We start from the raw sequence: 22,598 nt of genomic DNA, 5'->3' as shown, positions 1-22,598 counted from the left end.
GGCGCTTGCACCTGCGTTGGGAGATCAGGCGGCGTGACGGGCGTTGCACGAAGAACAGGGCGCCGTTTGCGGCTGCGCTGGTCAACGGCCCGCGGCCGTCGCACTTCACTTACGCGCGACCTCCCGTCAGCAGACTTGCCGCCAGATCTCGACGAGGTGCTCCACCTCGATGTGGATAGGAATAACTAACAAGTCGCCTGGTGGCAAACCGCGACCGGATCGGTCACTCCCGCGGCACTCTCCCCCGCCCGCCGTGCGGCCTGGCGATAGCTGATATCTGACAGCACCTGACCGATCGCAGCGATCAAAGCCTCAGCACTCAGTGGTCTCACCAGTTTCCCACTTCCCTGTCGCGCAACGCGATTCGCCAACTCCCACTGATCTCCATCGCCCGGTACGACAACTACGGGAACCCCGGCCAGCAATGATTTGGACAGCATTCCGTGCCCGCCTCCACACACGACGACATCGGCGTGGCGCAACAGTTCGTCTTGGCGGACCCGGGCAACCCTCGCCCACGGCGGCATCGCCAAATCGGCACCCCCGAGCCGGGACACCACCAACCGGGAACCGGTCGGAAGCGTGCGTCCTGGCACGAGGCACTGCAACGACACCTCGGCCAAGCCGGCAGCCCCGGTGACCGCGGTCGAGGGCGCGACCACCACAACCGGGCCGTCGCCTGGCGGGATCGCCATTACCTCAGTGGTCGGCTCGAAGTGCAACGGGCCCACGACGACGGCCTCGGCCGGCCAGTCAGGACGCGGCACCTCCAGTGCCGGCAAGGTTGCGATAAGGCGGCGGCGCGGACCGGGATCGCGGTCCGGCAGGCCGATGCCGGCGCGACAGTCTGCACGCTGGCGGTCGCCGATCCGGATCGATCGGGCGGTGAAGGCACGCATGACTGCATCACGCACCCGTCCGGCGACATCGGTTCCCGGAGCCAGGCCGCTGCCGATCGGCGGCAATCCTTTCGACGGCAGGTAGAGCGGATGTGGGCTGAGCTCGACCCACGGCACACCGAGTAGTTCAGCGGCCATTCCGCCACAGACGGTGATAACATCAGAAACGACAAGATCAGGCCGAAGCTGTTGGAGCGCAACCTGATTCAAGACCGCCATCCGGGCGGCGCGCCGGTGAATCTTTGACCCGGCGTCGTCATCGTCATCAGAGCCCTCGGGCTCAAGGCCGACCAACGCGACCGCCTCGATCCCGGCTTCCCGGACGGTATCGAGCCACTGCCGACCGGTCAGCAACACGGGATCATCGCCGGCGTCGGCTAGACGAAGGCACAGGGCGATCGCCGGGAATACGTGCCCTGCCTCCGGCCCGGCCACAATTGCAACCCGCATCAGCCTAGGACTCGCTCACCATCACGCCCATGACCCACGATTCAGCCCTCCAGGACCACCCTAGACGCGGGCCAATCCGAGACCGGATGATTCGCCATCGGATCGACTGGCGCCCGGACGGACGACAGCCCGCGGATTAGGCTGAGACCATGACCGAGCAGATCAACGTCAGCACCGACATCGACTCCGCCGTGGACAACGCCCATGTCGTGGAGGTTCTGCTGCGCAGCCTGCAGGCCCAGGACGCCGACGCCGCAGGGGCCGTCCTCGATGACAACCTGGTGTATCAGAACGTCGGATTCCCGACGATCCACGGCCGCGCACGGGCTATGAAACTCTTCCGCGCCATGGAGGGCCGAGCGGGCTTCGAGGTCAAGACCCACCGCATTGCGGTCAACGGGTCCTCGGTGCTCACCGAACGGACCGACGTCCTGCAGTTCGGCCCACTGCGGCTGCAGTTCTGGGTGTGCGGCGTGTTCGAGGTACACAACGGCCGAATCACCCTGTGGCGCGACTACTTCGACATGTGGAACTTCACGAAGGCGCTGGTGCGCGGTGCGATCGGCGTCGCAGTGCCGGGGTTGCGTCCGACGCTCTGAGCCGTCAGACGCGCTGCGCGGTTCCGAGTTCCTCGAACGCCTGCGCCCAACCCGACAGCCGGTCGGTGGCGTCGGTGAGTTCATCGCGGTAACGCTGGGGGGACAGCCCCTCGCCGGCGTTGGCCGACGAGACCAGATGCGCGGCGGCGGTCACCATCTCGTTGTACTGACGCACCCCGCTGTTGAGCTGCGCCGTCAGCGCGTTGATGGTCGGGGCCAGATAGGCCCGGGAGTCGGGGTTGTCCCCCGCCGCCCGTTCCATGGCCGCCACCTCCGACGCAGTGGCCGCCATCGTCGCCGCGGACCGTCCGGCCGCGGCGGTCAGCTCACGTATCTCGCCGGCCGGCAGTAACCGACCGCGATCGATCACGCCGAGCAGCGAGTGCAGCCCCCGCTCGGAGGCGGCCAGCGCCGACATCGCCGACCGGGCCACCGACCCCAGGGGCGGGAGACGGCGGTCACTGACCTGACGCTGCGGCGGCAGCGGCTCACCGCGCAACCATCGGTAGCGCAGTAGCCACAGGGTGGCCGGGACGGCGGCTCCGGCTGCGATGAGCCCGGTGATGAGCAGTGCCCACACCGGTGTGCTCCACGCCGCCAGCAGCCCCGTCACCAAAACCCAGAAGGCCGCCGCGAAGGTGAAAAACAGTCCGAACCGCAGCGCCCAGCGCCGCTTACGCAACAGCCGGGCCCGCGGATCGGCCGCCGCACTGAGCCGCTGTGCGGCGACATCGGCGTACTCGCTGACGGTGTCGATGCTGCGTTGCGCGGCCGAGCGCCAGTAACGCGAGCCCTGGTGGGCCTTCACCGTCATCGAGTACCACCTTTCATTTGAAAACCTACTGGCCGAGCGGCTGCTCGGGCTCAGGGGCGATGGACGGGGTGGCCGGGGCTGCGGCGCCGCCCGCGGTCAGGGAATCCCCGCGCATCGAGGCCCTGATCTGCTCGAGCCGCGAATGTCCGGCCATCTGTACACCGGCCTGCTGAACCTCCGCCATCCGGCCCTGGACGGAGTTCTGAGCCAACTCGGCTGAGCCCATGGCGTTGGCGTAGCGCTGCTCGATCTTCTCGCGCACCTCGTCGAGATTGGGCGTGGTGCCCGGCGCGGCCATCTCGTTCATCGACCGCAGCGACTCGGCGACCTTTTCCTGCATCTTGGCCTGCTCAAGCTGGCCGAGCAGTTTGGTGCGTTCGGAGACCTTCGCCTGCAAATTCATGGCGCTCTGCTCGACAGCCTTCTTGGCCTGCTGCGCGGCTTGTAACGCCCCGTCATGCTGGACTTTAAGGTCCTCGACGCTCTGTTCCGCGGTCACCAGCTGGGTGGCGAAGGCCTCGGCGGCGTTGGTGTACTCGGTGGCCTTGACCGTGTCACCGGCAGCGGTGGCCTGGTCGGCCAAGGTGAGCGCCTGACGGACGTTGGCCTGCAGCTTCTCGATGTCGGCGAGCTGGCGGTTCAGCCGCATCTCCAGTTGGCGCTGATTGCCGATAACCTGCGCGGCCTGTTGGGTGAGCCCCTGGTGCCGACGCTGCTCTTCCTCAATCGCCTGCTGGATCTGGATCTTGGGATCGGCGTATTCGTCAACCTTGGCACCGAATAGCGCCATCAGGTACTTCCACGCCTTAACGAACGGATTGGCCATTAGGTGTTGCCCCGCCTTCGAGTCGAGTGCCGCATTGGAGTCGGTTTGTCCGAGCTAGTTCTAACCCAATTTATCGGTTCCAGCGCGCAGACCACACCACGTTGCCGGGCCGGTTGCGGGTTTTCGACAATTTCTGGGCAAAACCGCAGGATCAGGCTACCGCCATGGCCGCGGGGTGCGGGATCACCGCGGGGGCTACATCCAGTCCGGTCACAGGCAGCCGACCGATACCTTCGTGGCAGGCCAGTTCGGTGCCGGCGTCGCTGAGCACCCGCGACAGCGGCACGTGCAGTGCGGTGCAGATGGCGCTGAGTAGCTCACTGGAGGCCTCCTTGCGACCCCGTTCGACCTCGGAGAGGTAACCCAGGCTGACCCGTGCGCAATCGGAGACCTCACGCAAGGTGCGGCCCTGAGAAGTGCGCGTACGGCGCAGTACGTCACCGATCACTTCACGCAGCAGTACCGCCATGGCGCTGTCCTCCTCATATCGTTGCAGCAATTTGTGCAACGCAGCGCACGCCCGGATGGTTCCCGTAGGACCCCCCTCAGGCCCCGGACCGCTGCCCGCGCACCGCCGACACGACGTAATCGATGCCGGTGAGGACAGTCAGCACGATCGCGGCCCACATCACCCACCACGCCACGGTGGTCCACATGGGCGGCCAGTTGTGCAGCGGCAGGATGAACAGCCCGATGGCGATCGCCTGCACGAGCGTCTTGAGCTTGCCGCCCCGGCTGGCCGGAATGACGCCGCGGCTGATGACGGCGAAGCGGAGGACTGTGACGCCGATCTCCCGGATAAGGATGAGCACCGTGACCCACCACGGCAGGTCACCGAGCATGGACAGCCCGATCAGCGCCGCCCCGATCAGCATCTTGTCGGCGATCGGATCAGCGAGCTTGCCGAACTCGCTGGTCACGCCGTAGCTACGGGCCAGTGAGCCGTCGAGCCGATCGGTGATCACGGCCACCGCGAAGATCACGAATGCGGCTATCCGACTGGCGGTTTCATGCCCGTCACCGGTGAAGAGGACGAGCAGGAAGATCGGAACCAGAACCAGCCGCAGCCCGGTCAGCAGATTGGGGATGTGAACCATCCATTCGTGCCGAATCGTCGGCGGAGTGTTCGAATGGCCCGTCACGGCAAACAGAATATCGGTTCATCCACGCGATCGGCGCCGACCGACGCCGGACTCGGTACAGCGAAGCTAAGTCGGCCGGGGCGTCGCGACGGGCAACATCCGGTTTCGCCGGGAACGGAGTCCCGGGATGAGCACCGGCACCCGGTTGCGGTCTTCGCGATAGGGACCACCAAGATCGGCGCGAGGTCCCACTCCTCAAGGTGGATCGCAAGCAAAGTCTAGGCCGCGAAAGTTGTTGAAGGAAAACCGATTCCCTAGCGGGGATGTCCGAACAGGCTGTGGGGCGGGCGATCCGTTGAGCCAGTCTTTGCCAACGGATAGACCTTTGGGCAGTCGCGGCCCGATAGGGTGGCTGGCGTGTCCGACCACTCCCCTTTGCCTCCGTCGGTTCAAGCCGCCGGCCGCGAGGTAGTGATCCGCCGCGCCCGCACCTCCGACGTGCCGGAGATCAAGCGTCTGGTGGACACTTACGCCGGGCGGATTCTGCTGGAGAAGAACCTCGTAACGCTCTACGAGTCGGTTCAGGAATTCTGGGTCGCCGAACTCGACGGGCGGGTCGTCGGGTGCGGTGCCCTGCACGTGTTATGGACCGATCTTGGCGAGGTGCGTACCGTCGCGGTGCACCCTGAGGTCAGGGGCCGGGGCATCGGGCACGCGATCGTCGACCGGTTGCTGGAGGTCGCCCGCGAGTTGCAACTCGAGAGATTGTTCGTGTTGACCTTCGAGACAGATTTCTTCGGCCACCACGGCTTCGCTGAGATCGAGGGCACCCCGGTGACCGCTGAGGTCTACGAGGAGATGCGCCGCTCCTATGACATCGGCGTGGCCGAATTCCTCGACCTCAGCTACGTCAAACCAAACATCCTCGGCAATACCCGGATGCTGCTGGTGCTCTGACTCCCCTCGCGCCCAAACCTCGGTTTGGGCGTGAAAGTGCCACTTCGGCTGACCATTTCGTCGATCCGGCTTGGTCAGAAATCCTCTGGCACCCCGGTGTCGTCCTCGTCGTCGATATCCTCACCGGCTGCCCCACCCCCGCCCCGGATGGCGGCCAAGGTTGCAGCCAGCTCATCGGGCTTGACCAGAACCTCACGCGCTTTGGAGCCCTCCGAGGGTCCCACGATGCCGCGGGTCTCCATAAGGTCCATCAACCGGCCCGCCTTGGCGAAGCCCACCCGCAGCTTGCGCTGCAGCATCGAGGTGGAGCCGAACTGGCTGGACACCACCAGCTCGATGGCCTGCAACAGGACGTCCATGTCATCGCCGATGTCGGGGTCGACCTCAGCACGGTCGCCGGACGCCTTGGCGCTGGTGACACCCTCGGTGTAGTCCGGCTCGGCTTGATCCTTACAGGCCTGAACCACGGCCTGAATCTCCTCGTCGCTGATGTAGGCACCCTGCAGACGGATCGGCTTGCTGGCACCCATCGGCAGGAATAACCCGTCGCCCATACCGATCAGCTTCTCGGCGCCCGGTTGATCGAGGATGACCCGACTGTCGGTCAGCGACGATGTCGCAAACGCCAGCCTCGAGGGGACGTTCGTTTTGATCAGGCCGGTGACGACGTCCACTGACGGGCGCTGAGTCGCCAGCACCAGGTGGATGCCGGCGGCTCGGGCCTTCTGGGTGATCCGAACAATGGCGTCCTCGACGTCGCGCGGAGCGGTCATCATCAGGTCGGCCAACTCATCGACGATAGCCACGATGTAGGGGTAGGGCTTGTACTCGCGCTGGCTGCCCAGCGGCGTGGTGATCTTCCCCGACCGGACATTGGCGTTGAAGTCGTCGATGTGACGCACACGGGAGGCCTGCATGTCCTGGTAGCGCTGCTCCATCTCCTCAACCAGCCAGGCCAGCGCGGCGGCCGCCTTCTTGGGCTGGGTGATGATCGGCGTGATGAGGTGTGGAATGCCCTCGTAGGGAGTCAATTCCACCATCTTGGGATCGATCAGGATCATCCTGACCTCTTCGGGGGTCGCCCTGGCCAGCAGCGACACCAGCATCGAGTTGACGAAACTCGACTTTCCCGAACCTGTCGAGCCCGCAACCAAGAGATGCGGCATCTTGGCCAGGTTGGCCGAGATGAAGTCCCCCTCGATGTCCTTGCCGAGCCCGATCACCAACGGGTGGTGATCGCTGCGTGTTGACGGTGCGGTGAGCACATCGGCAAGCCGCACCATCTCGCGGTCGGTGTTGGGCACTTCGATACCCACCGCCGACTTGCCCGGGATTGGAGCCAGCAGGCGCACACTCTCGGTCGCGACGGCGTAGGCGATATTGCGCTGCAGCGCAGTGATTTTCTCGACCTTGACACCGGGTCCGAGTTCGACCTCGTAGCGGGTTACGGTCGGTCCACGCGTGCACCCGGTGACCGCGGCATCGACTTTGAACTGCTCCAGCACCGAGGATATCGCGTCCACCATATGGTCATTGGCCGAACTCCGCCGCTTCGGCGGGTCACCGGGAGTGAGCAGTTCCAGCGACGGCAGGGTGTAGGGCCCCTCCACAATCCGGTCCAGCGATGCGGTCTGCTGCTTGGGCGCAGCCGCCTTCTTGCGCCGCGGCTTAATCGGCTCTGTCGCATTGGGTTCCGCGGGTCCGGCTTCGTCAAGGGGATAGTTGTCGTAGGGGGTGCCGACGGGCCCGGATTCAACCGCCCACGCCGGCGGCTCGTCGGCACTGTAGGCGCGCGGGTCGTCGTAGGAGCCACCGGAGAGGTCTTCCATGGCTGCTGCCGCCCGGCCCTGCCGTCGGCTGCGGCGCGCGCCGGTGCTGCCGACGTCGTCGCCGTAGGAGTCTTGGGCGCAGTCGTCGTAGTCGTCGTAGTCGTCGTAGACGTCGTAGACGTCGTAGACGTCGTCGCCACCGTCGTAGCCGGAGCCATAGGCGTCATAGGCGTCGTCATAGGCGTCGTCATCGTCGTAGTCACCGTCGGCGTAGCCGCCCCGGGTGCCGAACATCGCGTACAGGGTTGCGGGTAGTTCCCGGATGGTGGTTCCGGTGATCAGCAGTAGCCCAAAAATCGCCGCGAAGATGAGCAGGGGGGTAGCGATCCAGGCGGTGAGTCCGTCGGCCAACGGGCCGCCGACGACGAAGCCGACGAACCCGCCGGCGTGCTGCCGGGCCGCCGGGTCTGCAGGCGACCCGGACCATAGATGCCACAGGCCCAGCACCGGCAGGCCGATCATCGCCGCACCGAGCACCAGTCGGGGGCGCGTCGGTGGGTAGGGCTCGGTGCGCATCAGGATCACCGCGATGGCCACGATCAGCAGGGGAAGTAGTACGACGGCGCCGCCGATGACGGTCCGCAGGCCGGAGTCGATCCAGGCCCCCACCGGCCGGGCGGCGTCGAACCAGCAGGCCGCGGCGATCACCACCGCCAGAGCCACCAGGGCCAGGGCCAGGCCGTCACGGCGATGGCCTGGCTCGATATCGCGGGCTCGACCCACCGACCGAGCCGTCGACCCGGCGCCTCGGGCTACGACCAACCACGTCGCCCGAGCAGCCCGGCCGGTAGCGGCGGCCGCGACGGTGATCGGTGACGCGGACTTCTTAGCCACCGGCTTGCGGCGCGGTGGCGCGGGTCTGGTGGACCGGGAAACCGGTCTCGTAGTACTACCTGAACTGGTCGTTCGCGCGCCAGAGCGAGCGGCCGTCTTGTTCGCCATGCGGGCAGACTAATAGCCCTGGCCCCTTCTGCACCATACGCCACACTGGTCACAGCACGGCCGTTGCCAGACCGCAATCAATCGGCGAATGCAGACCTCAGTGCCGCCTTGCGGGCGGCGGCCGCCTCAAACCAGGATCGCTCCCGCTCGGAGGTCGGGACCAACTCAGGCACCGGGACAGGTTGACCGTCGTCGTCGACGGCCACCATCGTGAAATAGCAGCTGTTGGTGTGCCGACGAGTGCCGTCCCGGATGTTCTCGGTTTCCACCCGGATGCCGACCTCCATCGAGGTGTGGCCGGTGTGGTTCACCGACGCTGAGAACGACACCAATTCGCCGACCTTGATGGCGTCTCGGAACAGCACCCGGTCCACCGACAGCGTCACCACATAGGTGCCGGCGTAGCGGCTGGCACAGGAGTAGGCCACCTGGTCGAGCAGTTTGAGCAGGGTGCCGCCGTGGACGTTGCCGGAAAAGTTCGCCATGTCCGGGCTCATGAGCACGGTCATGTAGAGCGACTTGCGGTCCTGTGGATTCATCCGTCAGCCTTCATACTCTCTCTTGACGCCAGCAGTTGCCCAGCCGCACGCAGCGTAGGTGTGCCCGGCATGATCGCCAGCTTCTCGACGCCAATCGGGTCGGCCTGCAACGTATCGTCGTCGATCCCCGACGGCGAGACGCCGATTTCGGCAGCCACCAGGCAACGATCGTGTCTCCCGCGCCGGAACTGCCGCAGCAGTGGTTGAAATCGTATCCGGCCTCAACCATCAGATCGATGGAATCATTTCTGCCATAGCATCTTTGACAGCTTGGACCTGTGGTCCGATCACCACCTGCACATTGCGATCACCAAGTTTGACCACGCCGAGAGCACCCAGCATCGCTCACCACCATCCGCAACCGGGTGATGCAGTTGTCCAGCGACTGCACATTCTCCGCCCCGCCGATCGCCGCCGGAATTGCGGCCGGGTCATATTTGCCGGCGACGAGTTTCGCGAGCATGATGCCGCAGAACGCCATCAGTGCCACCGGCAGCATGAACGTCTTGCCCAGTCCCTGCAGGAACTCTCACCGGCGACCGGATTTCTTCGCCCGCCCGGCTGCCGCGGTTTCTGTCGTCTGGCACTCCACTGATCGGTTCGGAGAGTGAGTTAACCGTTCGGGGAGGCCTACGGGTGTCCGGTTGGGCAAAACGGGCGCTACCGTAGTGCGGGTCCGCCCCTAGATCAAGGAGCACGCCCCATGCCCGTCGTCGTCGTCGCGTCGTTTACCGCAAAGCCGGAGTCAGCCGCTGCGGTCCGCAGCGCCTGCATCAAAGCCATCGAGGCGGTGCACGACGAGCCAGGCTGTGACCTGTACTCGCTGCACCAGACCGGAGACACCTTCGTGTTCATCGAGCAGTGGGCCGACGCCGAGGCGCTCAAGGTGCACAGCACCGCGCCCGCCGTGGGTGCACTGTTCGCCGAGATCGGCGACCATCTCGCCGGTGCACCCGACCTGAAGATGCTCGAGCCCATCCCGGCCGGTGACCCGGCCAAGGGCCAGTTGCGCGCCTGAGCGTGGGAGTCCTCGACGGGAAGGTCGTATTCATCACCGGTGCGGCCCGCGGCCAAGGCCGGGCACACGCGGTGACACTCGCCTCCCAAGGTGCCGACATCATCGCGGTAGACCTCTGCGAGCAGATCACCGGCGTGCCCTATCCACTGGCAACACCGGAGGATCTTCAGGCCACCGTCAAACTTGTCGAGGACACCGGGGCGCGCATCGTCGCCCGCCACGCCGACGTCCGTGACCGCGCAGTCCTGAAAACCGCACTGGCAGAAGGTATCGCCGAACTGGGTCGCCTGGACATCGTGATCGCCAATGCCGGGATTGCGCCGATGATGGGTGAGAACGCCTGGCAAGACGTCATCGACGTCAACCTGACCGGGGCGTATCACACCGTCGACGTCGCGATCCGGCCGTTGATCAAGCAGGGTGACGGGGGATCCATCGTCCTGACCAGTTCGGTGGCCGGACTGGTGGGCATCGGGGCACCGCTTGCCGGATCGCTGGGCTACACGGCGGCCAAACACGGCATCGTCGGGTTGATGCGGGCCTACGCCAATTTTCTTGCCCAGTACAACATCCGGGTCAACTCGGTGCATCCGGCGGCGGTCAACACCCCGATGATCGACAATGACTTCACCCGATCCTGGTTGGACGGCCTGGCCCAGCAGGAGCAGGGCGGCCCGGATATGGGTAATGCGTTGCCCGTGCAGGCGCTGGAACCCGAGGACATCGCCAGTGCGGTGCTCTGGCTGGTGTCGGATGCCGGCCGCTACGTCACCGGGGTGGCGCTGCCGGTGGACGCCGGTTTCGTCAATAAGCGCTGACGCCGAATGTGCGGCCTGTTCGGGTAAGAGGGCCCGGAATCCTGCACGGGGCGCACACTCGGCGCGGTCAGATCTCCAGCACCGTGGGAACGATCATGGGCTGGCGGCGGTAGGTTTCGCCGACCCACTTGCCCACCGCGCGCCGCACCGCCTGAGCGATCCGCACCGGATCGGTGACCCTATCGGCGGCAAGGGATTCCAACTCCTGCTCCACTCTGCGCAATGCGGGTTCCAGCGCCTTGGGGTCCTCGGAGAAGCCGCGCGAATGCAGGTGCGGAGGCGCGGCCATCCGGCCGGTGCCCCGGTGCATCACCACCGTCACCGCCACGAACCCCGAACTCAGGATGAGCCGCTCCCCCAGCGTGGCATCCCCGACATCGCCGCTGACCAGACCGTCGACGAACATCTTGCCCACCGGCACCGCCCCGGCGATGCCGGCCTCCCCGCCGGCCAGGTCGACGCTGACCCCGTTCTCGGCCAGCATGATGTTGCTTTCCGGAACTCCGGTGCGGGCGGCCAGTTTCGCGTTCGCCCGCAGATGCCGCCAGTGCCCGTGCACCGGCATCACGTTGCGCGGCCGAACCGCGTTGTAGAGGAACAGTAGTTCCCCGGCATAGGCATGGCCGGAAACATGCACGCGAGCCTGCTGATTGGTGACAACCCGGGCCCCGACCCGCGATAACGCGTCGATGACCCCGTAGACCGCCTCCTCGTTGCCCGGGATCAGCGACGAGGACAGGATGATCAGATCGTCGGCGGTGATCGAGATACTGCGGTGCTCCCCGCGCGACATCCGCGACAGCGCCGACAGCGGCTCCCCCTGGGTACCGGTGGTGATGAGCACCAGCCGGTCCGGGGGCATCATCTCGGCAGCGGAGATGTCCACCACGTCGCTGTCGTCGACTTTCAGAAACCCCAATTCACGGGCGATGGCCATATTGCGGACCATCGAGCGCCCGACGAAGCACACCCGTCGGCCCAATGCCACCGCCGCATCGACGATCTGCTGGACCCTGTCGACATTGGAGGCGAAGCAGGCCACCAGCACCCGCTTGCCCTCGGCGTTGCGGATCAGCCGGTGCAGGGTGGGCCCGATCTCACTCTCCGAGGGCCCCACCCCGGGAATCTCGGCATTGGTGGAGTCGCACAGGAACAGGTCCACGCCGGCGTCGCCGAGCCGCGACATCCCGGGCAGGTCGGTGGGGCGGCCGTCCAGCGGCAGCTGGTCGAGTTTGATGTCGCCGGTGTGCAACACCGTTCCCGCCCCAGTCTGAATCGCGACGGCCAGTGCGTCCGGGATCGAGTGGTTGACCGCGAAATAGCGACATTCGAAGACGCCGTGAGTGCTGCGTTGCCCCTCAGCCACTTCCACGAATTTCGGATTGATCCGATGCTCCCGGCACTTGGCAGCCACCAGGGCCAGGGTGAACTTCGAGCCCACCACCGGAATGTCGTCGCGCAGTTTGAGCAGGAACGGGATCGCGCCGATGTGGTCCTCGTGCGCATGGGTGAGCACCAGGGCCTCGATGTCGTCGAGTCGATCTTCGATGTGCCGCAGATCGGGCAGGATGAGGTCGACGCCGGGTTCGTCGTGGGTGGGGAAGAGCACCCCGCAGTCGACGATCAACAGCCGGCCGAGATGCTCGAAAACCGTCATGTTGCGGCCGATTTCACCTATTCCGCCCAGAGCCGTCACCCGCAGCGCACCCGGTGCGAGCGGGCCGGGGGGACGAAGATCGTCGATACTCACCGCTGGGGCCGCTCGGCCGGCGACCTCACTCCGAGGACGGCCGCCGCCCGCATATCGGCGGCCAGCTGGTCGACTTGCTCAGCAGTGGCCGGCATCTGCGGCAGACGCGGGTCCCCGGCGTCGCAGCCCTGCAGTCGCAGGCCTGCCTTGGACATCGTCACCCCACCCAGTCTGGCCTGCGCGGCGTTCAGTGGGCCCAGGGACACGCTGATCTTGCGGGCGGTAGCCAGATCGCCGGAGCTGAAGGCGCTGAACATCTCTCGCAGCTGCCCGGCGGCCAGATGGCCCCAGACACTGACGAAGCCGACCGCGCCGACTGCCAGCCAGGGCAGGTTGAGCGCGTCATCGCCGGAGTAGTACGCCAGACCGGTTTCGGACATGATCTGGGTGGCGCCGTGCAGATCGCCCTTGGCGTCCTTGACCGCGACGATGTTGGGGTGCCCGGAGAGGGTGCGGATGGTGTCCCATTCGATGGGGACGACCGAGCGAGGCGGAATGTCGTAAAGCACCACAGGCAGATCGGTGGCGTCGGCGACCGCAGTGAAGTGAGCCACCAGTCCGCTCTGCGGGGGCCGCGAGTAGTAGGGGGTGACCACCAGCAGGCCGTGGGCCCCTTCGGCCGCGCAGGCCTTGGCCAGGTGCACACTGTGCGCGGTGTCGTAGCTCCCGGCACCGGCAATAACGCGGGCTCGATCTCCGACGGCCTCCAGTACCGCACCGAGCAGGGCCAGTTTTTCGTCATCGGTGGTCGTCGGCGATTCGCCGGTGGTGCCCGACAGCACCAGACCGTCGCACCCGGAGTCCACCAGGTGGGTGGCCAGCCGCACCGCGGTGGCGATATCCAGGCCGCCGTCTTTGAACGGCGTCACCATCGCGGTCAGGACCGTGCCCAACCGGGCGCTCGCATCGAATCCGCCGGTGCTCACGGACGGTTAGGTTACCCGCTGGGCCCTACAGTTCCGTAGCCAGCGGGCTGGTGGCCACCTCGGTACCGTCGGGCAGCACGCTGATCTGGAAGTCGTCGAACGCCGCCGGCGCGACGGCCGCCAACTCGCGCAGGCAGGCGATGGCCAGCCGACGGATCTCGACGTCGGCGTGCTCGCTGGCCCGCATCGCGATGAAATGCCGCCAGGCCCGGTAATTGCCGGTAACCACGATGCGGGTTTCGGTGTCGTTGGGCAGCACCGCGCGGGCGGCCTGGCGGGCCTGCTTGCGGCGCAGCACGGCATTGGGCTGATCGGCGAACTTGGCCTCCAGCCTGGTAAGTAGGTCCAGGTAGGCGGCGCGGCTGGCATCGGCCGCAGCCAGGACGATCTGCTGCAGTTCAGGGTCGTCCTCCAGTCCGGGCGGCAGCACGACCTGGGCGTCGTCCTCGGGAACGTAGCGCTGGGACAGTTGCGAGTAGGAGAAGTGCCGGTGCCGGATGAGTTCGTGGGTGCAGGAGCGGGAGATGCCGGTGATGTAGAAGCTGACGCTGGCGTGCTCGAGCACCGAGAAGTGCCCAACATCGATGATGTGCTTGAGGTAGGAGGCGTTGGTGGCCGTGCGCGGGTTGGGTTTGGACCAGCTCTGGTAGCAGGCCCGGCCGGCGAATTCGACCAGCGCCTGGCCGCCGTCGGCATCGGTGTCCCACGGAACGTCGGCGGGCGCCACGAATTCGGTCCTGGCGATCAGCTGCACACGCAGCGGCGCGGTCTCAGCCACGCGCTCACCCTAGTCGCGGCGATGAGTGAAACGACGGCGGTCAGGCCGGTCAGGGCCGCAGGTAGCGGAAAAACCGGTACCGCGGCCCCGAGGTGCTGTCCTGCCAGGTGCCGGCCGTGCCGGTCCAGGTCTCGTCGAGCGCGGGGGCCAGCGCGTCGTCGTCGTCGGGGCGCAGGTCGATCTCGACTTCGGTGACTTCACAGCGGGTGGCCAGCGGTAACGCCAGGTGGTAAATCTCGGCGCCGCCGATCACCCAGGTCTGGCCCTCATCAGCCAGGGCGGCCGCGACGGAGTCGATGACCTCGGCTCCCGGCGCCGAGTAGTTCGGATTGCGGCTCACCACCACATTGCGACGTCCGGGCAGCGGTCGAAACCTCGGCGGCAGCGACTCCCAGGTTCGGCGGCCCATCACCACGGTGTGGCCGAGGGTCAGTTCCTTGAACCGGGCGAGGTCTTCGGGCACATGCCACGGGATGGCACCGTCCCGGCCGATCACCCCCGAGGTCGATTGGGCCCAGACCAGCGCGACGGTCACGCCCTAGACCGCCACCGGGGCCTTGATCGCAGGATGCGGATCATAGTTGCGGATCTCGATGTCGTCGTAGGTGTAGTCGAATACCGAATCGCGCTGAGCAAGAACAAGTTCCGGGTACGGACGCGGATCGCGGCTGAGCTGTTCGGTGACCTGTTCGATGTGGTTGTCGTAGATGTGGCAGTCACCACCGGTCCAGATGAAGTCACCCACCTGCAAGCCGGCCTGCGCAGCCATCATGTGGGTCAGCAAGGCGTAGCTGGCGATGTTGAACGGCACGCCGAGGAACATGTCGGCGCTGCGCTGATAGAGCTGACAGCTCAGTTTGCCCCCGGCGACGTAGAACTGGAAGAACGCGTGACAGGGCGCGAGGGCCATCCGCGGCAAGTCGGAGACGTTCCACGCCGACACGATGATCCGTCGGGAGTCCGGGTCATCACGCAGCAACTCCACGGCGGCGCTGATCTGGTCGATGTGCTCGCCGCTGGGCGTCGGCCACGACCGCCACTGCACCCCGTACACCGGCCCGAGATCACCTGACGGGGAGGCCCACTCGTCCCAGATGGTGACACCGTGGCGCTGCAGCCACTCCACGTTGGAATCGCCCCGCAGGAACCACAGCAATTCGTAGATGACCGACTTGGTGTGCACCTTCTTGGTGGTGATCAGCGGAAAGCCCGCCGACAGGTCGTAACGCAACTGGTGTCCGAACAGGCTGCGGGTGCCGGTGCCGGTGCGGTCGGACTTCGGTGTGCCCTGCTCGAGGACCATACGCAGCAGGTCCTCATAGGGCGTCGGGATCGACACGGAAGACCACTTTACGTCCGCCTCGGCCTCACGGAGTACAACGAAGGCATGCCGATCATCAGCGACGCGATCACCACACCGGATGGCAGCTGCCCCGTCGTCTTGGCCATCCCGGACGGAGCCGGGCCGCTGGATTTGAAGTGGCCAGGGATCGTGATGTATCCGGACGCCGGCGGAACGCGACCCGCGCTGCGTGAGATGGCCGCCCGGCTCGCCTCGCTGGGGTACGCGGTCCTGCTGCCCGATGTGTACTACCGCACCGGGACCTGGGCGCCGTTCGACATGACGAACGTCTTCACCGACAAGGCCGAGCGGAACCGTCTTTTCGCCATGATGAAAGCGATCACCCCGGAGGTGATGGCCACCGACGCCGGCGCATTCTTCGACTACCTCGACGCCCGGCCCGAGGTGTCCGGGGACCGGTTCGGCACCACCGGCTACTGCATGGGTGGGCGCACGTCGCTGACGGTGGCCAGCCGCGTTCCCCAGCGGGTGGCCGCGGCGATGTCGTTCCACGGGGGCGGCCTGGCCGACGACAGTCCCGGCAGCCCGCATCTGTTGGCCGGCTTGATACAAGCGGCGGTCTATGTGGGTGCGGCGCAGGACGATCCGTCCTACACTCCCGAGCAGTCAGCAGCTCTCGAGGCCGCGCTCACCGCGGCTGGCGTGGAGCACATCATCGAGTGGTACCCCGCGGCGCACGGCTTCGCCGTGACCGATAACGGACCCTACGACCGGCAGGCGGCCGAACGGCACTGGCAGGCCATGGAATCGTTCTTCGGCGCTCACCTGAAGGCGTCAGCCCCGGTTCCGGAACCGCCTGAACAGCCCGATGATGCCGCGGGTGGCGTACAGCCCGACGATGGCCGACAGAATCAGCAGGACGATAAAGGTGACCAGCCAGTTTGATCGACTGTGCGGCACGTTCCACCAGACGATCGTGAACATCACCGCGCAGAGGAAGACGAAGATGTCACGCCAGTTGCCCTGGTAGCCGCTGGCCGCCTGACGCAGTTCGCGGTTGCGGTCGACGTTGGCGATCAGCTCGTAGACCCGTTCGTCGATGCTGCGCTGCAAGGCCGCCCGCAACTCGACGCTTTCGGCCGGGAGGCTGTTGAGCAGGTCGATGTCGGACTTGATCAGCGCCCGAAAATCCGGGCCTTTGACGGTTCCCATCAGCGCACCCAGCACCGCCCCACCGGCGATCGGCGCCGCACCCAACGCCACGTCACCCATTCCGGCCATGACACCTCACTCACATCAGTGTGGCGGCCAGGGTGCCGCCCAATTCGTAGGCCTGTTGCCGCGCGGCGCCGTCGACGATACCGGTGATCTCGAGCACGTCGGCGGACTTGACCAGGGATAATCCAGTACATATCCGCTCGACGGCCGCGACGGCACCGGCGGTGTCGTTGTTGCCGTGCACCCACAGACCGTAGGGCCGGCCAGCCACATGGTCCAGAACCGGGTAATAGGACGTGTCGAAAAAGTGCTTCAGCGCGCCGGACATGTACCCGAAGTTCGCCGGGGTTCCGAACAGGTAACCGTCGGCGTCGAGTATGTCGGTGACCGAAGCCGCCAAAGCCGGACGCAGCACCACTTCCACACCGCTGATCTCGGGATCGCGGCTGCCGGCAAGGACGGCTTCGAGCAGTTCCCGGGTGGCGGGCGACGGTGTGTGGTGCACCACCAGCAGTGTGCTCATCAACCGGACTCTTCGGCCTGCAGGGCAACGGCTTTGCGCATCGACTCCCGGGCCCGGGAACGATCCCCGGCGTAGTCGTAGGCACGGGCCAGCCGGTACCACCGCCGCCAATTGTGCGGGTCTGCCTCCACTTCGGAGCGCACCGAGTCGAACAGGGCGTCAGCGGCGTCCCGCTGGATGCGGCCCCCCGGCGTCCTGGGCAGTGCCCCGACATCGAGTTCCATACCGTCTTCGGCGGCCAGCCGGGCCAGCCGCTGATGAGCAATGCCCGCCCGCAGCGTGGACACCGTGACCCAGACACCGACGATGGGCAGCAGCAGCACGCCGATGCCCAGAGCCACCGCCGTCGGTGTGCCGGTCCGGATCAGTGCGACGGCAGTTCGGGTCAACATGACGAAGTAGACCAGTAGGGCCAGGCAGAGAAACCCGATCAGCAGTTGGATGCGCAGGATCACAGGTCGAGCAGCGGTTCGATGCCGAGGGTCAGGCCTGGCCGCTGACCGATCTGGCGGACCGCGAGCAGCACACCGGGCACGAAGGAGGTCCGGTCCAGGCTGTCGTGCCGGATCGTCAGGGTCTCACCCATGGTGCCGAACAGCACTTCCTGGTGAGCGACCAGTCCGGTCAGCCGCACCGAGTGCACTGGGACGCCGCCGACGTCGGCGCCCCGCGCGCACGGTAGTCCGGTGCTGGTGGCATCGGGGTTGGGCGGCAGACCTTTTCGGGCTTCGGCGATCAGCGCGGCGGTGCGGGTCGCCGTTCCCGACGGGGCGTCGGCCTTCTGCGGATGGTGCAGTTCGATGACTTCGGCGGACTCGAAGTACGGGGCCGCCTTCTGCGCGAAGTACATGGAGAGCACCGCGCCGATCGCGAAGTTGGGCGCGATCAGGACCCCGATGTCGGGCTTGGCCGCCAACCAGCCGCCCACCTGATCGAGCCGCTCCTCGGTGAAGCCGGTGGTTCCGACGACGGCGTGAATCCCGTTGTCGATCAGGAACTTCAGGTTCTCCATCACCACGTCTGGGTGGGTGAAGTCGATGACGATCTCGGTACCGGAGTCGGTGAGCATCGCCAGCGCATCACCGGCGTCGACCTCAGCGCTCAAGGTCAGATCGTCGGCGTCGCGCACCGCCGTGCACATCGCGGTTCCGACTTTGCCCTTGGCGCCCAGGACTGCGACTCGCATGCGGGCAGCCTATCGGGCGGCGACGGACTACAGCGGTGCGGCGCCACGCAGATGCTCGAAGATCAACGAGGTCTTCGTGCCGGCCACGTCAACGTCGGCGTTGAGGTTGTCGACCACGAACGAGCGCAGATCGTCGGTGTCACGGGCGGCGACGTGGATGATGAAGTCGTCCGCACCGGCCAGGAAGTACACGTCGATCACTTGGTGTTTGCGCCGGATCTGCTGAATGAAGCTCCTGATCCGTCCGCGGGCGCCGGCCTGCAGGCTCACCGAGATCATCGCCTGCAACGGCAGGCCGATGGCGGCCGGGTCGATGTCGGCATGGAACCCCCGAATGACTCCCAGATCTTGAAGGCGGCGAACCCTGCCGTGGCAGGTCGACGGCGCAACTCCCACCGCGTCGGCCAGAGTGCTGTTGGGAATGCGCGCATCGGCGTGCAGTGCGGCCAGGATCCGCCGGTCGACGTCGTCGATCCCAACGGTCTGAACATCCTTCGGTTTCTGCTGCAAAACCGCACCCTTGGCCACTTTTTGTTCTGCCATCACCAGACTTTAGCGATTTTTTGTCGGTGTGACTGTCGACGTGTCGAACTTTCTTCACACTGGACCTAGCCATTCCCGGACCTAGGAGCAAGCGTGCGCGTCGGCATCCCGACTGAGATCAAAAACAACGAGTACCGCGTCGCGATCACCCCATCGGGTGTCGCCGAATTGGTGCATCGCGGCCACGATGTGCTGGTCCAGGTGGGCGCGGGTGAGGGTTCGGCCATCCACGACGCCGACTTCAAGGCTGCCGGCGCCACGATGGTCGAAAGTGCCGATCAGGTGTGGGCCCAGGCCGATCTGTTGCTCAAGGTCAAGGAACCCATCGAACCGGAGTACAGCCGGATGCGAAAGGGCCAGGTGCTGTTCACCTACCTGCACCTGGCGGCCTCCAAGCAGTGCACCGACGCGCTGCTGGCCTCGGGTACCACCTCGATCGCGTACGAGACCGTGCAGACTGCCGATGGGGCGCTGCCGCTACTGGCTCCGATGAGCGAGGTGGCCGGCCGGCTGTCGGCGCATGTCGGCGCCTACCACTTGATGCGCACCATGGGCGGACGCGGCGTGCTGATGGGTGGGGTGCCCGGCGTGGCGCCCGCCACTGTCGTCGTGATCGGCGGCGGCATGGCCGGTGACAACGCCGCCGCCGTCGCCTGGGGTATGGGCGCCCATGTGACGGTCTTCGACCTCAACGTCAACACGTTGCGCAAGATCGACGCCGAGTACGGCGGCGCCATCGAGACCCGTTACTCCGCGCGGCTAGATCTGGAGAACGCGGTCAAGCAGGCCGATCTGGTGATCGGCGCGGTGCTGGTGCCGGGCGCCAAGGCCCCCAAGCTGGTGACCAATGCCACTGTGGCGCAAATGAAGCCGGGTGCGGTGCTGGTGGATATCGCCATCGACCAGGGCGGCTGCTTCGAAGATTCCCGCCCGACCACGCACGACGACCCGACTTTCAAGGTCCATGACGCGGTGTTCTACTGCGTCGCCAACATGCCCGGCGCCGTGCCGCGCACATCGACCTTCGCGCTGACCAACGCGACGATGCCGTACGTGCTCAAGCTGGCGGACAAGGGTTGGCAAGGCGCCTGCTTCTCCGACTCGGCGCTGACCAAGGGCCTCTCCACGCACGAGGGCAAGCTGCTCAACAAAGAGGTGGCCCACGACCTCGATTTGCACTACACCGACCCAGCCGGCCTACTGGCCTGATCAGTCAGCAGGTCAGCGCCCGCAGTCGCCGCGGAAGGCCTCGTTTCGAACGATGCGGACCGAGCACCGCCGCGCCGAACCGACCCGTGAGCACTTTCGCCGCGACGGCGTTGACGTCTTCGACGCTCACCTGCTCGATGTGGCGCAGTGTGCTCGTCAGGGTGCGGTACTGCCCGTAGTTCAGTTCGGTTCGGCCCAGGCGATTCATCCGCGAGGCGGAGTCTTCCAACCCCAGCAGCAGTCCGCCGCGCAACGCGCCTTTGGCGATTCGGCACTCGGCCTCGGTGATCCCTTCGCGCGCAACGGTTTCGAGAACCTCGGCAGTGAGTCGGACCACTTCATCGAACCGTTCCGGCAGACAGCCGGCGTAGACCGAGAACACCCCGCTGTCGGCGAAGGTATCGAGGGCGGAGTAGACCGAGTAGGCCAGCCCGCGGGTCTCCCGGATCTCCTGAAACAGCCGCGAACTGAGGCCCCCGCCGAGTGCGGTGTTCAGCACCGATAGTGCCCATCGGTCCGACTGGTGCCGGCCGGGTACGCGGACACCGAGGGTCAGATGGGTCTGCTCGCAGTCCCGGCTGACCAATGTCAACGCGGGTGGCGTGGCAACCCTGCCGTTGCCTGTTCGTATCGGCTGCGGTTTGCGGCCCGTCACCAGCCGGGGACCGAAAAACTCCCGCGCCAATGCCACTACGTGGTCGTGGTCGATGTTCCCGGCGACCGCCAGCACCATGCGCTCGGGAATGTAGCGCCGCACATGAAAGGAACGCAGTTGGTTACGGGTCATCCCCGAGACGGACTCGACACTGCCGATCACCGGACGGCCGACCGGATGCTCGCCGAACATGGCGGACAGGAACACATCCCCGAGGGTGTCCTCCGGGTCGTCGTCGCGCATGGCGATTTCCTCGAGCACCACATCGCGTTCGAGTTCCACATCCTCAGCCGCGCAAACACCGTTGAGCACCACGTCGGCGACCAGGTCGACGGCCATCTCCAGGTCGTCGTCGAGGACATGGGCGTAATAGCAGGTGTGCTCTTTGGAAGTGAACGCGTTCAACTCACCGCCGACGGAGTCGACCGACTGGGCGATCTCCACCGACGTGCGAGTCGGGGTGGCCTTGAACAGCAGGTGTTCCAGGAAGTGGGCGGCGCCGGCGACGGTGGGGCCCTCGTCGCGCGAGCCGACGTTGACCCACACCCCCACCGAGGCCGACCGCACCGACGGCACCCGTTCGGTCACCACCCGCAGGCCGCCCGGCAGAACGGTGCGCCGGATGGTCGACTGCTCTGCGCGGGCGGTCTTCGGGCTAGCTGCCGGCGGTCGCGGCATCGGCAGGCACGGGTGCAGCCGCGGCGGGGCCGGCGGACACCTCGGCGTCCTCGGCGACCAGGATGAGCGAGATCTTGCCGCGGCTGTCGATATCAGCGATCTCCACGCGCAGTTTGTCGCCGACCTTGACCACGTCCTCCACCTTGGCGACCCGCTTGCCACGGCCCAGTTTGGAGATGTGGACCAGGCCGTCGCGGCCGGGCAGCAGCGACACGAACGCACCGAAGTCGGTCGTTTTGACCACCGTGCCCAGGAAACGCTCACCGACCTTGGGAAGTTGCGGGTTGGCGATGGCGTTGATCCGGTCGATGGCCGCCTGCGCGGACGGGCCGTCGGTGGCACCGACGAACACCGTGCCGTCGTCCTCGATGGAGATCGACGCGCCGGTCTCCTCGGTGATGGCGTTGATCATCTTGCCCTTGGGCCCGATGACCTCGCCGATCTTGTCGACCGGGATCTTGATGGCGGTGACGCGCGGTGCATACGGGCTCATCTCATCGGGGGCGTCGATGGCCTCGGCCATCACCTCGAGAATCGTCAACCGGGCATCCTTGGCCTGAGCCAATGCGTCTGCCAGTACCTGTGACGGGATCCCGTCGAGTTTGGTGTCCAACTGCAGAGCGGTCACGAACTCCTTGGTGCCGGCGACTTTGAAGTCCATATCGCCGAAGGCGTCCTCGGCACCGAGGATGTCGGTCAGCGCCACGTAGCGGGTTTCCCCGTTGACCTCGTCGGATACCAGGCCCATCGCAATGCCCGCGACTGGAGCCTTCAGCGGCACACCGGCGTTGAGTAGCGACAGCGTCGAGGCGCAGACCGAGCCCATCGACGTCGAACCGTTGGAGCTCAACGCCTCCGACACCTGCCGGATGGCGTACGGGAACTCCTCGACGCTGGGCAGCACCGGCATCAGGGCCCGCTCGGCGAGCGCACCGTGGCCGATCTCGCGGCGCTTGGGCGAACCCACGCGGCCGGTCTCACCGGTCGAGTACGGCGGGAAGTTGTAGTGGTGCATGTAGCGCTTGGACTTCTCCGGCCCCAGCGAGTCGATCTGCT

Annotated in this window: 26 protein-coding genes and 1 pseudogene; 6 read left to right on the top strand and 21 right to left on the bottom strand. The window is 66.2% G+C overall.

What is annotated here, in order from left to right; translation table 11 throughout:
* Positions 1-185: 185 nt before the first annotated feature.
* Positions 186-1,349 (bottom strand): glycosyltransferase, encoded by a 1,164-nt coding sequence (locus tag ADBZ5N_RS03945; RefSeq protein ID WP_526256183.1) that lies wholly within the window; start codon positions 1,347-1,349, stop codon positions 186-188.
* 149 nt (positions 1,350-1,498) lie between these two features.
* On the opposite strand from ADBZ5N_RS03945, the gene ADBZ5N_RS03940 reads away from it, so the two are divergent.
* Positions 1,499-1,948 (top strand): limonene-1,2-epoxide hydrolase family protein, encoded by a 450-nt coding sequence (locus tag ADBZ5N_RS03940; protein ID WP_526256182.1) that lies wholly within the window; start codon positions 1,499-1,501, stop codon positions 1,946-1,948.
* Between the two features lie 4 nt (positions 1,949-1,952).
* Here the strand turns inward: ADBZ5N_RS03940 and pspM are convergent, their stop codons facing one another.
* From pspM to pgsA, 4 genes are all read right to left on the bottom strand, one after another.
* Entirely contained in the window at positions 1,953-2,762 is an 810-nt protein-coding gene (gene pspM, locus ADBZ5N_RS03935; protein WP_526256181.1) for a phage shock envelope stress response protein PspM, read from the bottom strand.
* Between the two features lie 25 nt (positions 2,763-2,787).
* Positions 2,788-3,588 (bottom strand): PspA/IM30 family protein, encoded by an 801-nt coding sequence (locus tag ADBZ5N_RS03930; protein ID WP_526256180.1) that lies wholly within the window; start codon positions 3,586-3,588, stop codon positions 2,788-2,790.
* Positions 3,589-3,739: 151 nt separating this feature from the next.
* A complete protein-coding gene (locus ADBZ5N_RS03925) occupies positions 3,740-4,057 on the bottom strand; it encodes a helix-turn-helix domain-containing protein (protein ID WP_526256179.1) in 318 nt (105 codons plus the stop codon).
* Between the two features lie 76 nt (positions 4,058-4,133).
* Positions 4,134-4,685, bottom strand: a complete 552-nt coding sequence (pgsA, locus tag ADBZ5N_RS03920) for a CDP-diacylglycerol--glycerol-3-phosphate 3-phosphatidyltransferase (RefSeq protein WP_526256202.1) — start codon at positions 4,683-4,685, stop codon at positions 4,134-4,136.
* 456 nt (positions 4,686-5,141) lie between these two features.
* Here pgsA and ADBZ5N_RS03915 point away from each other — a divergent pair, with 456 nt between their 5' ends.
* Positions 5,142-5,627 carry an amino-acid N-acetyltransferase gene (locus ADBZ5N_RS03915; RefSeq protein ID WP_526256201.1) on the top strand — a complete coding sequence of 162 codons (486 nt, stop codon included), beginning with the start codon at positions 5,142-5,144 and terminating at the stop codon, positions 5,625-5,627.
* 74 nt (positions 5,628-5,701) lie between these two features.
* Here ADBZ5N_RS03915 and ADBZ5N_RS03910 read toward each other — a convergent pair.
* From ADBZ5N_RS03910 to ADBZ5N_RS03895, 4 genes and pseudogenes are all read right to left on the bottom strand, one after another.
* Positions 5,702-8,475 (bottom strand): annotated as a pseudogene (locus ADBZ5N_RS03910) (DNA translocase FtsK).
* Positions 8,476-8,937 carry an acyl-CoA thioesterase gene (locus ADBZ5N_RS03905; RefSeq protein WP_526256178.1) on the bottom strand — a complete coding sequence of 154 codons (462 nt, stop codon included), beginning with the start codon at positions 8,935-8,937 and terminating at the stop codon, positions 8,476-8,478.
* On the bottom strand, positions 8,934-9,095 hold the full coding sequence (locus tag ADBZ5N_RS03900) for a hypothetical protein (RefSeq protein ID WP_526256177.1): 162 nt from the start codon (positions 9,093-9,095) through the stop codon (positions 8,934-8,936). The genes ADBZ5N_RS03905 and ADBZ5N_RS03900 overlap by 4 nt, the downstream gene beginning before the upstream one ends.
* A gap of 149 nt (positions 9,096-9,244) precedes the next feature.
* A complete protein-coding gene (locus ADBZ5N_RS03895) occupies positions 9,245-9,436 on the bottom strand; it encodes a PTS sugar transporter subunit IIB (RefSeq protein WP_526256176.1) in 192 nt (63 codons plus the stop codon).
* Between the two features lie 204 nt (positions 9,437-9,640).
* Here ADBZ5N_RS03895 and ADBZ5N_RS03890 point away from each other — a divergent pair, with 204 nt between their 5' ends.
* Together ADBZ5N_RS03890 and ADBZ5N_RS03885 are read left to right on the top strand one after the other, a co-directional pair.
* Positions 9,641-9,955, top strand: coding sequence for a putative quinol monooxygenase (locus tag ADBZ5N_RS03890; protein ID WP_526256175.1), 315 nt, complete (start codon positions 9,641-9,643; stop codon positions 9,953-9,955).
* Positions 9,956-9,957: 2 nt separating this feature from the next.
* Complete coding sequence (locus tag ADBZ5N_RS03885) at positions 9,958-10,773, top strand: mycofactocin-coupled SDR family oxidoreductase (protein ID WP_526256174.1); 816 nt, start codon at positions 9,958-9,960, stop codon at positions 10,771-10,773.
* A 67-nt stretch (positions 10,774-10,840) separates the two neighbouring features.
* Here the strand turns inward: ADBZ5N_RS03885 and ADBZ5N_RS03880 are convergent, their stop codons facing one another.
* From ADBZ5N_RS03880 to ADBZ5N_RS03860, 5 genes are read right to left on the bottom strand one after another with little or no spacing between them, the layout of a single operon-like run.
* Positions 10,841-12,517 carry a ribonuclease J gene (locus tag ADBZ5N_RS03880; protein ID WP_526256200.1) on the bottom strand — a complete coding sequence of 559 codons (1,677 nt, stop codon included), beginning with the start codon at positions 12,515-12,517 and terminating at the stop codon, positions 10,841-10,843.
* A gap of 2 nt (positions 12,518-12,519) precedes the next feature.
* Positions 12,520-13,449, bottom strand: a complete 930-nt coding sequence (dapA, locus tag ADBZ5N_RS03875) for a 4-hydroxy-tetrahydrodipicolinate synthase (protein ID WP_526256173.1) — start codon at positions 13,447-13,449, stop codon at positions 12,520-12,522.
* A 25-nt stretch (positions 13,450-13,474) separates the two neighbouring features.
* Entirely contained in the window at positions 13,475-14,227 is a 753-nt protein-coding gene (thyX, locus tag ADBZ5N_RS03870) for an FAD-dependent thymidylate synthase (protein ID WP_526256172.1), read from the bottom strand.
* Between the two features lie 49 nt (positions 14,228-14,276).
* A complete protein-coding gene (locus ADBZ5N_RS03865; RefSeq protein WP_526256171.1) occupies positions 14,277-14,762 on the bottom strand; it encodes a dihydrofolate reductase in 486 nt (161 codons plus the stop codon).
* A 3-nt stretch (positions 14,763-14,765) separates the two neighbouring features.
* Positions 14,766-15,566: a thymidylate synthase gene (locus tag ADBZ5N_RS03860; RefSeq protein ID WP_526256170.1), complete on the bottom strand. Its 801-nt coding sequence runs from the start codon at positions 15,564-15,566 to the stop codon at positions 14,766-14,768.
* Positions 15,567-15,614: 48 nt separating this feature from the next.
* On the opposite strand from ADBZ5N_RS03860, the gene ADBZ5N_RS03855 reads away from it, so the two are divergent.
* On the top strand, positions 15,615-16,475 hold the full coding sequence (locus ADBZ5N_RS03855; RefSeq protein WP_526256169.1) for a dienelactone hydrolase family protein: 861 nt from the start codon (positions 15,615-15,617) through the stop codon (positions 16,473-16,475).
* Here ADBZ5N_RS03855 and ADBZ5N_RS03850 read toward each other — a convergent pair.
* From ADBZ5N_RS03850 to aldR, 5 genes are read right to left on the bottom strand one after another with little or no spacing between them, the layout of a single operon-like run.
* Complete coding sequence (locus tag ADBZ5N_RS03850; protein ID WP_526256168.1) at positions 16,365-16,811, bottom strand: hypothetical protein; 447 nt, start codon at positions 16,809-16,811, stop codon at positions 16,365-16,367. The genes ADBZ5N_RS03855 and ADBZ5N_RS03850 overlap by 111 nt on opposite strands.
* A gap of 10 nt (positions 16,812-16,821) precedes the next feature.
* Entirely contained in the window at positions 16,822-17,271 is a 450-nt protein-coding gene (locus ADBZ5N_RS03845) for a flavodoxin family protein (RefSeq protein WP_526256167.1), read from the bottom strand.
* Positions 17,271-17,726 carry a tetratricopeptide repeat protein gene (locus tag ADBZ5N_RS03840; protein WP_526256166.1) on the bottom strand — a complete coding sequence of 152 codons (456 nt, stop codon included), beginning with the start codon at positions 17,724-17,726 and terminating at the stop codon, positions 17,271-17,273. The genes ADBZ5N_RS03845 and ADBZ5N_RS03840 overlap by 1 nt, the downstream gene beginning before the upstream one ends.
* Positions 17,723-18,457: a 4-hydroxy-tetrahydrodipicolinate reductase gene (gene dapB / locus ADBZ5N_RS03835; RefSeq protein ID WP_526256165.1), complete on the bottom strand. Its 735-nt coding sequence runs from the start codon at positions 18,455-18,457 to the stop codon at positions 17,723-17,725. The genes ADBZ5N_RS03840 and dapB overlap by 4 nt, the downstream gene beginning before the upstream one ends.
* 27 nt (positions 18,458-18,484) lie before the next feature.
* Positions 18,485-19,000 carry an HTH-type transcriptional regulator AldR gene (aldR, locus tag ADBZ5N_RS03830; RefSeq protein ID WP_526256164.1) on the bottom strand — a complete coding sequence of 172 codons (516 nt, stop codon included), beginning with the start codon at positions 18,998-19,000 and terminating at the stop codon, positions 18,485-18,487.
* A gap of 93 nt (positions 19,001-19,093) precedes the next feature.
* Here aldR and ald point away from each other — a divergent pair, with 93 nt between their 5' ends.
* On the top strand, positions 19,094-20,209 hold the full coding sequence (gene ald, locus ADBZ5N_RS03825) for an alanine dehydrogenase (RefSeq protein ID WP_526256163.1): 1,116 nt from the start codon (positions 19,094-19,096) through the stop codon (positions 20,207-20,209).
* A 4-nt stretch (positions 20,210-20,213) separates the two neighbouring features.
* Here ald and ADBZ5N_RS03820 read toward each other — a convergent pair whose 3' ends face one another.
* Together ADBZ5N_RS03820 and ADBZ5N_RS03815 are read right to left on the bottom strand one after the other, a co-directional pair.
* Positions 20,214-21,542 (bottom strand): M16 family metallopeptidase, encoded by a 1,329-nt coding sequence (locus tag ADBZ5N_RS03820; protein WP_526256162.1) that lies wholly within the window; start codon positions 21,540-21,542, stop codon positions 20,214-20,216.
* Positions 21,520-22,598 (bottom strand): polyribonucleotide nucleotidyltransferase (locus ADBZ5N_RS03815; RefSeq protein ID WP_526256161.1); only part of this gene is annotated, 1,079 nt, incomplete at its 5' end. The genes ADBZ5N_RS03820 and ADBZ5N_RS03815, both read right to left, overlap by 23 nt.

The organism is Mycobacterium sp. (assembly GCF_044370595.1).
Taxonomy (GTDB): domain Bacteria; phylum Actinomycetota; class Actinomycetes; order Mycobacteriales; family Mycobacteriaceae; genus Mycobacterium.
This window is presented reverse-complemented; position numbering and strand designations above follow the sequence as displayed.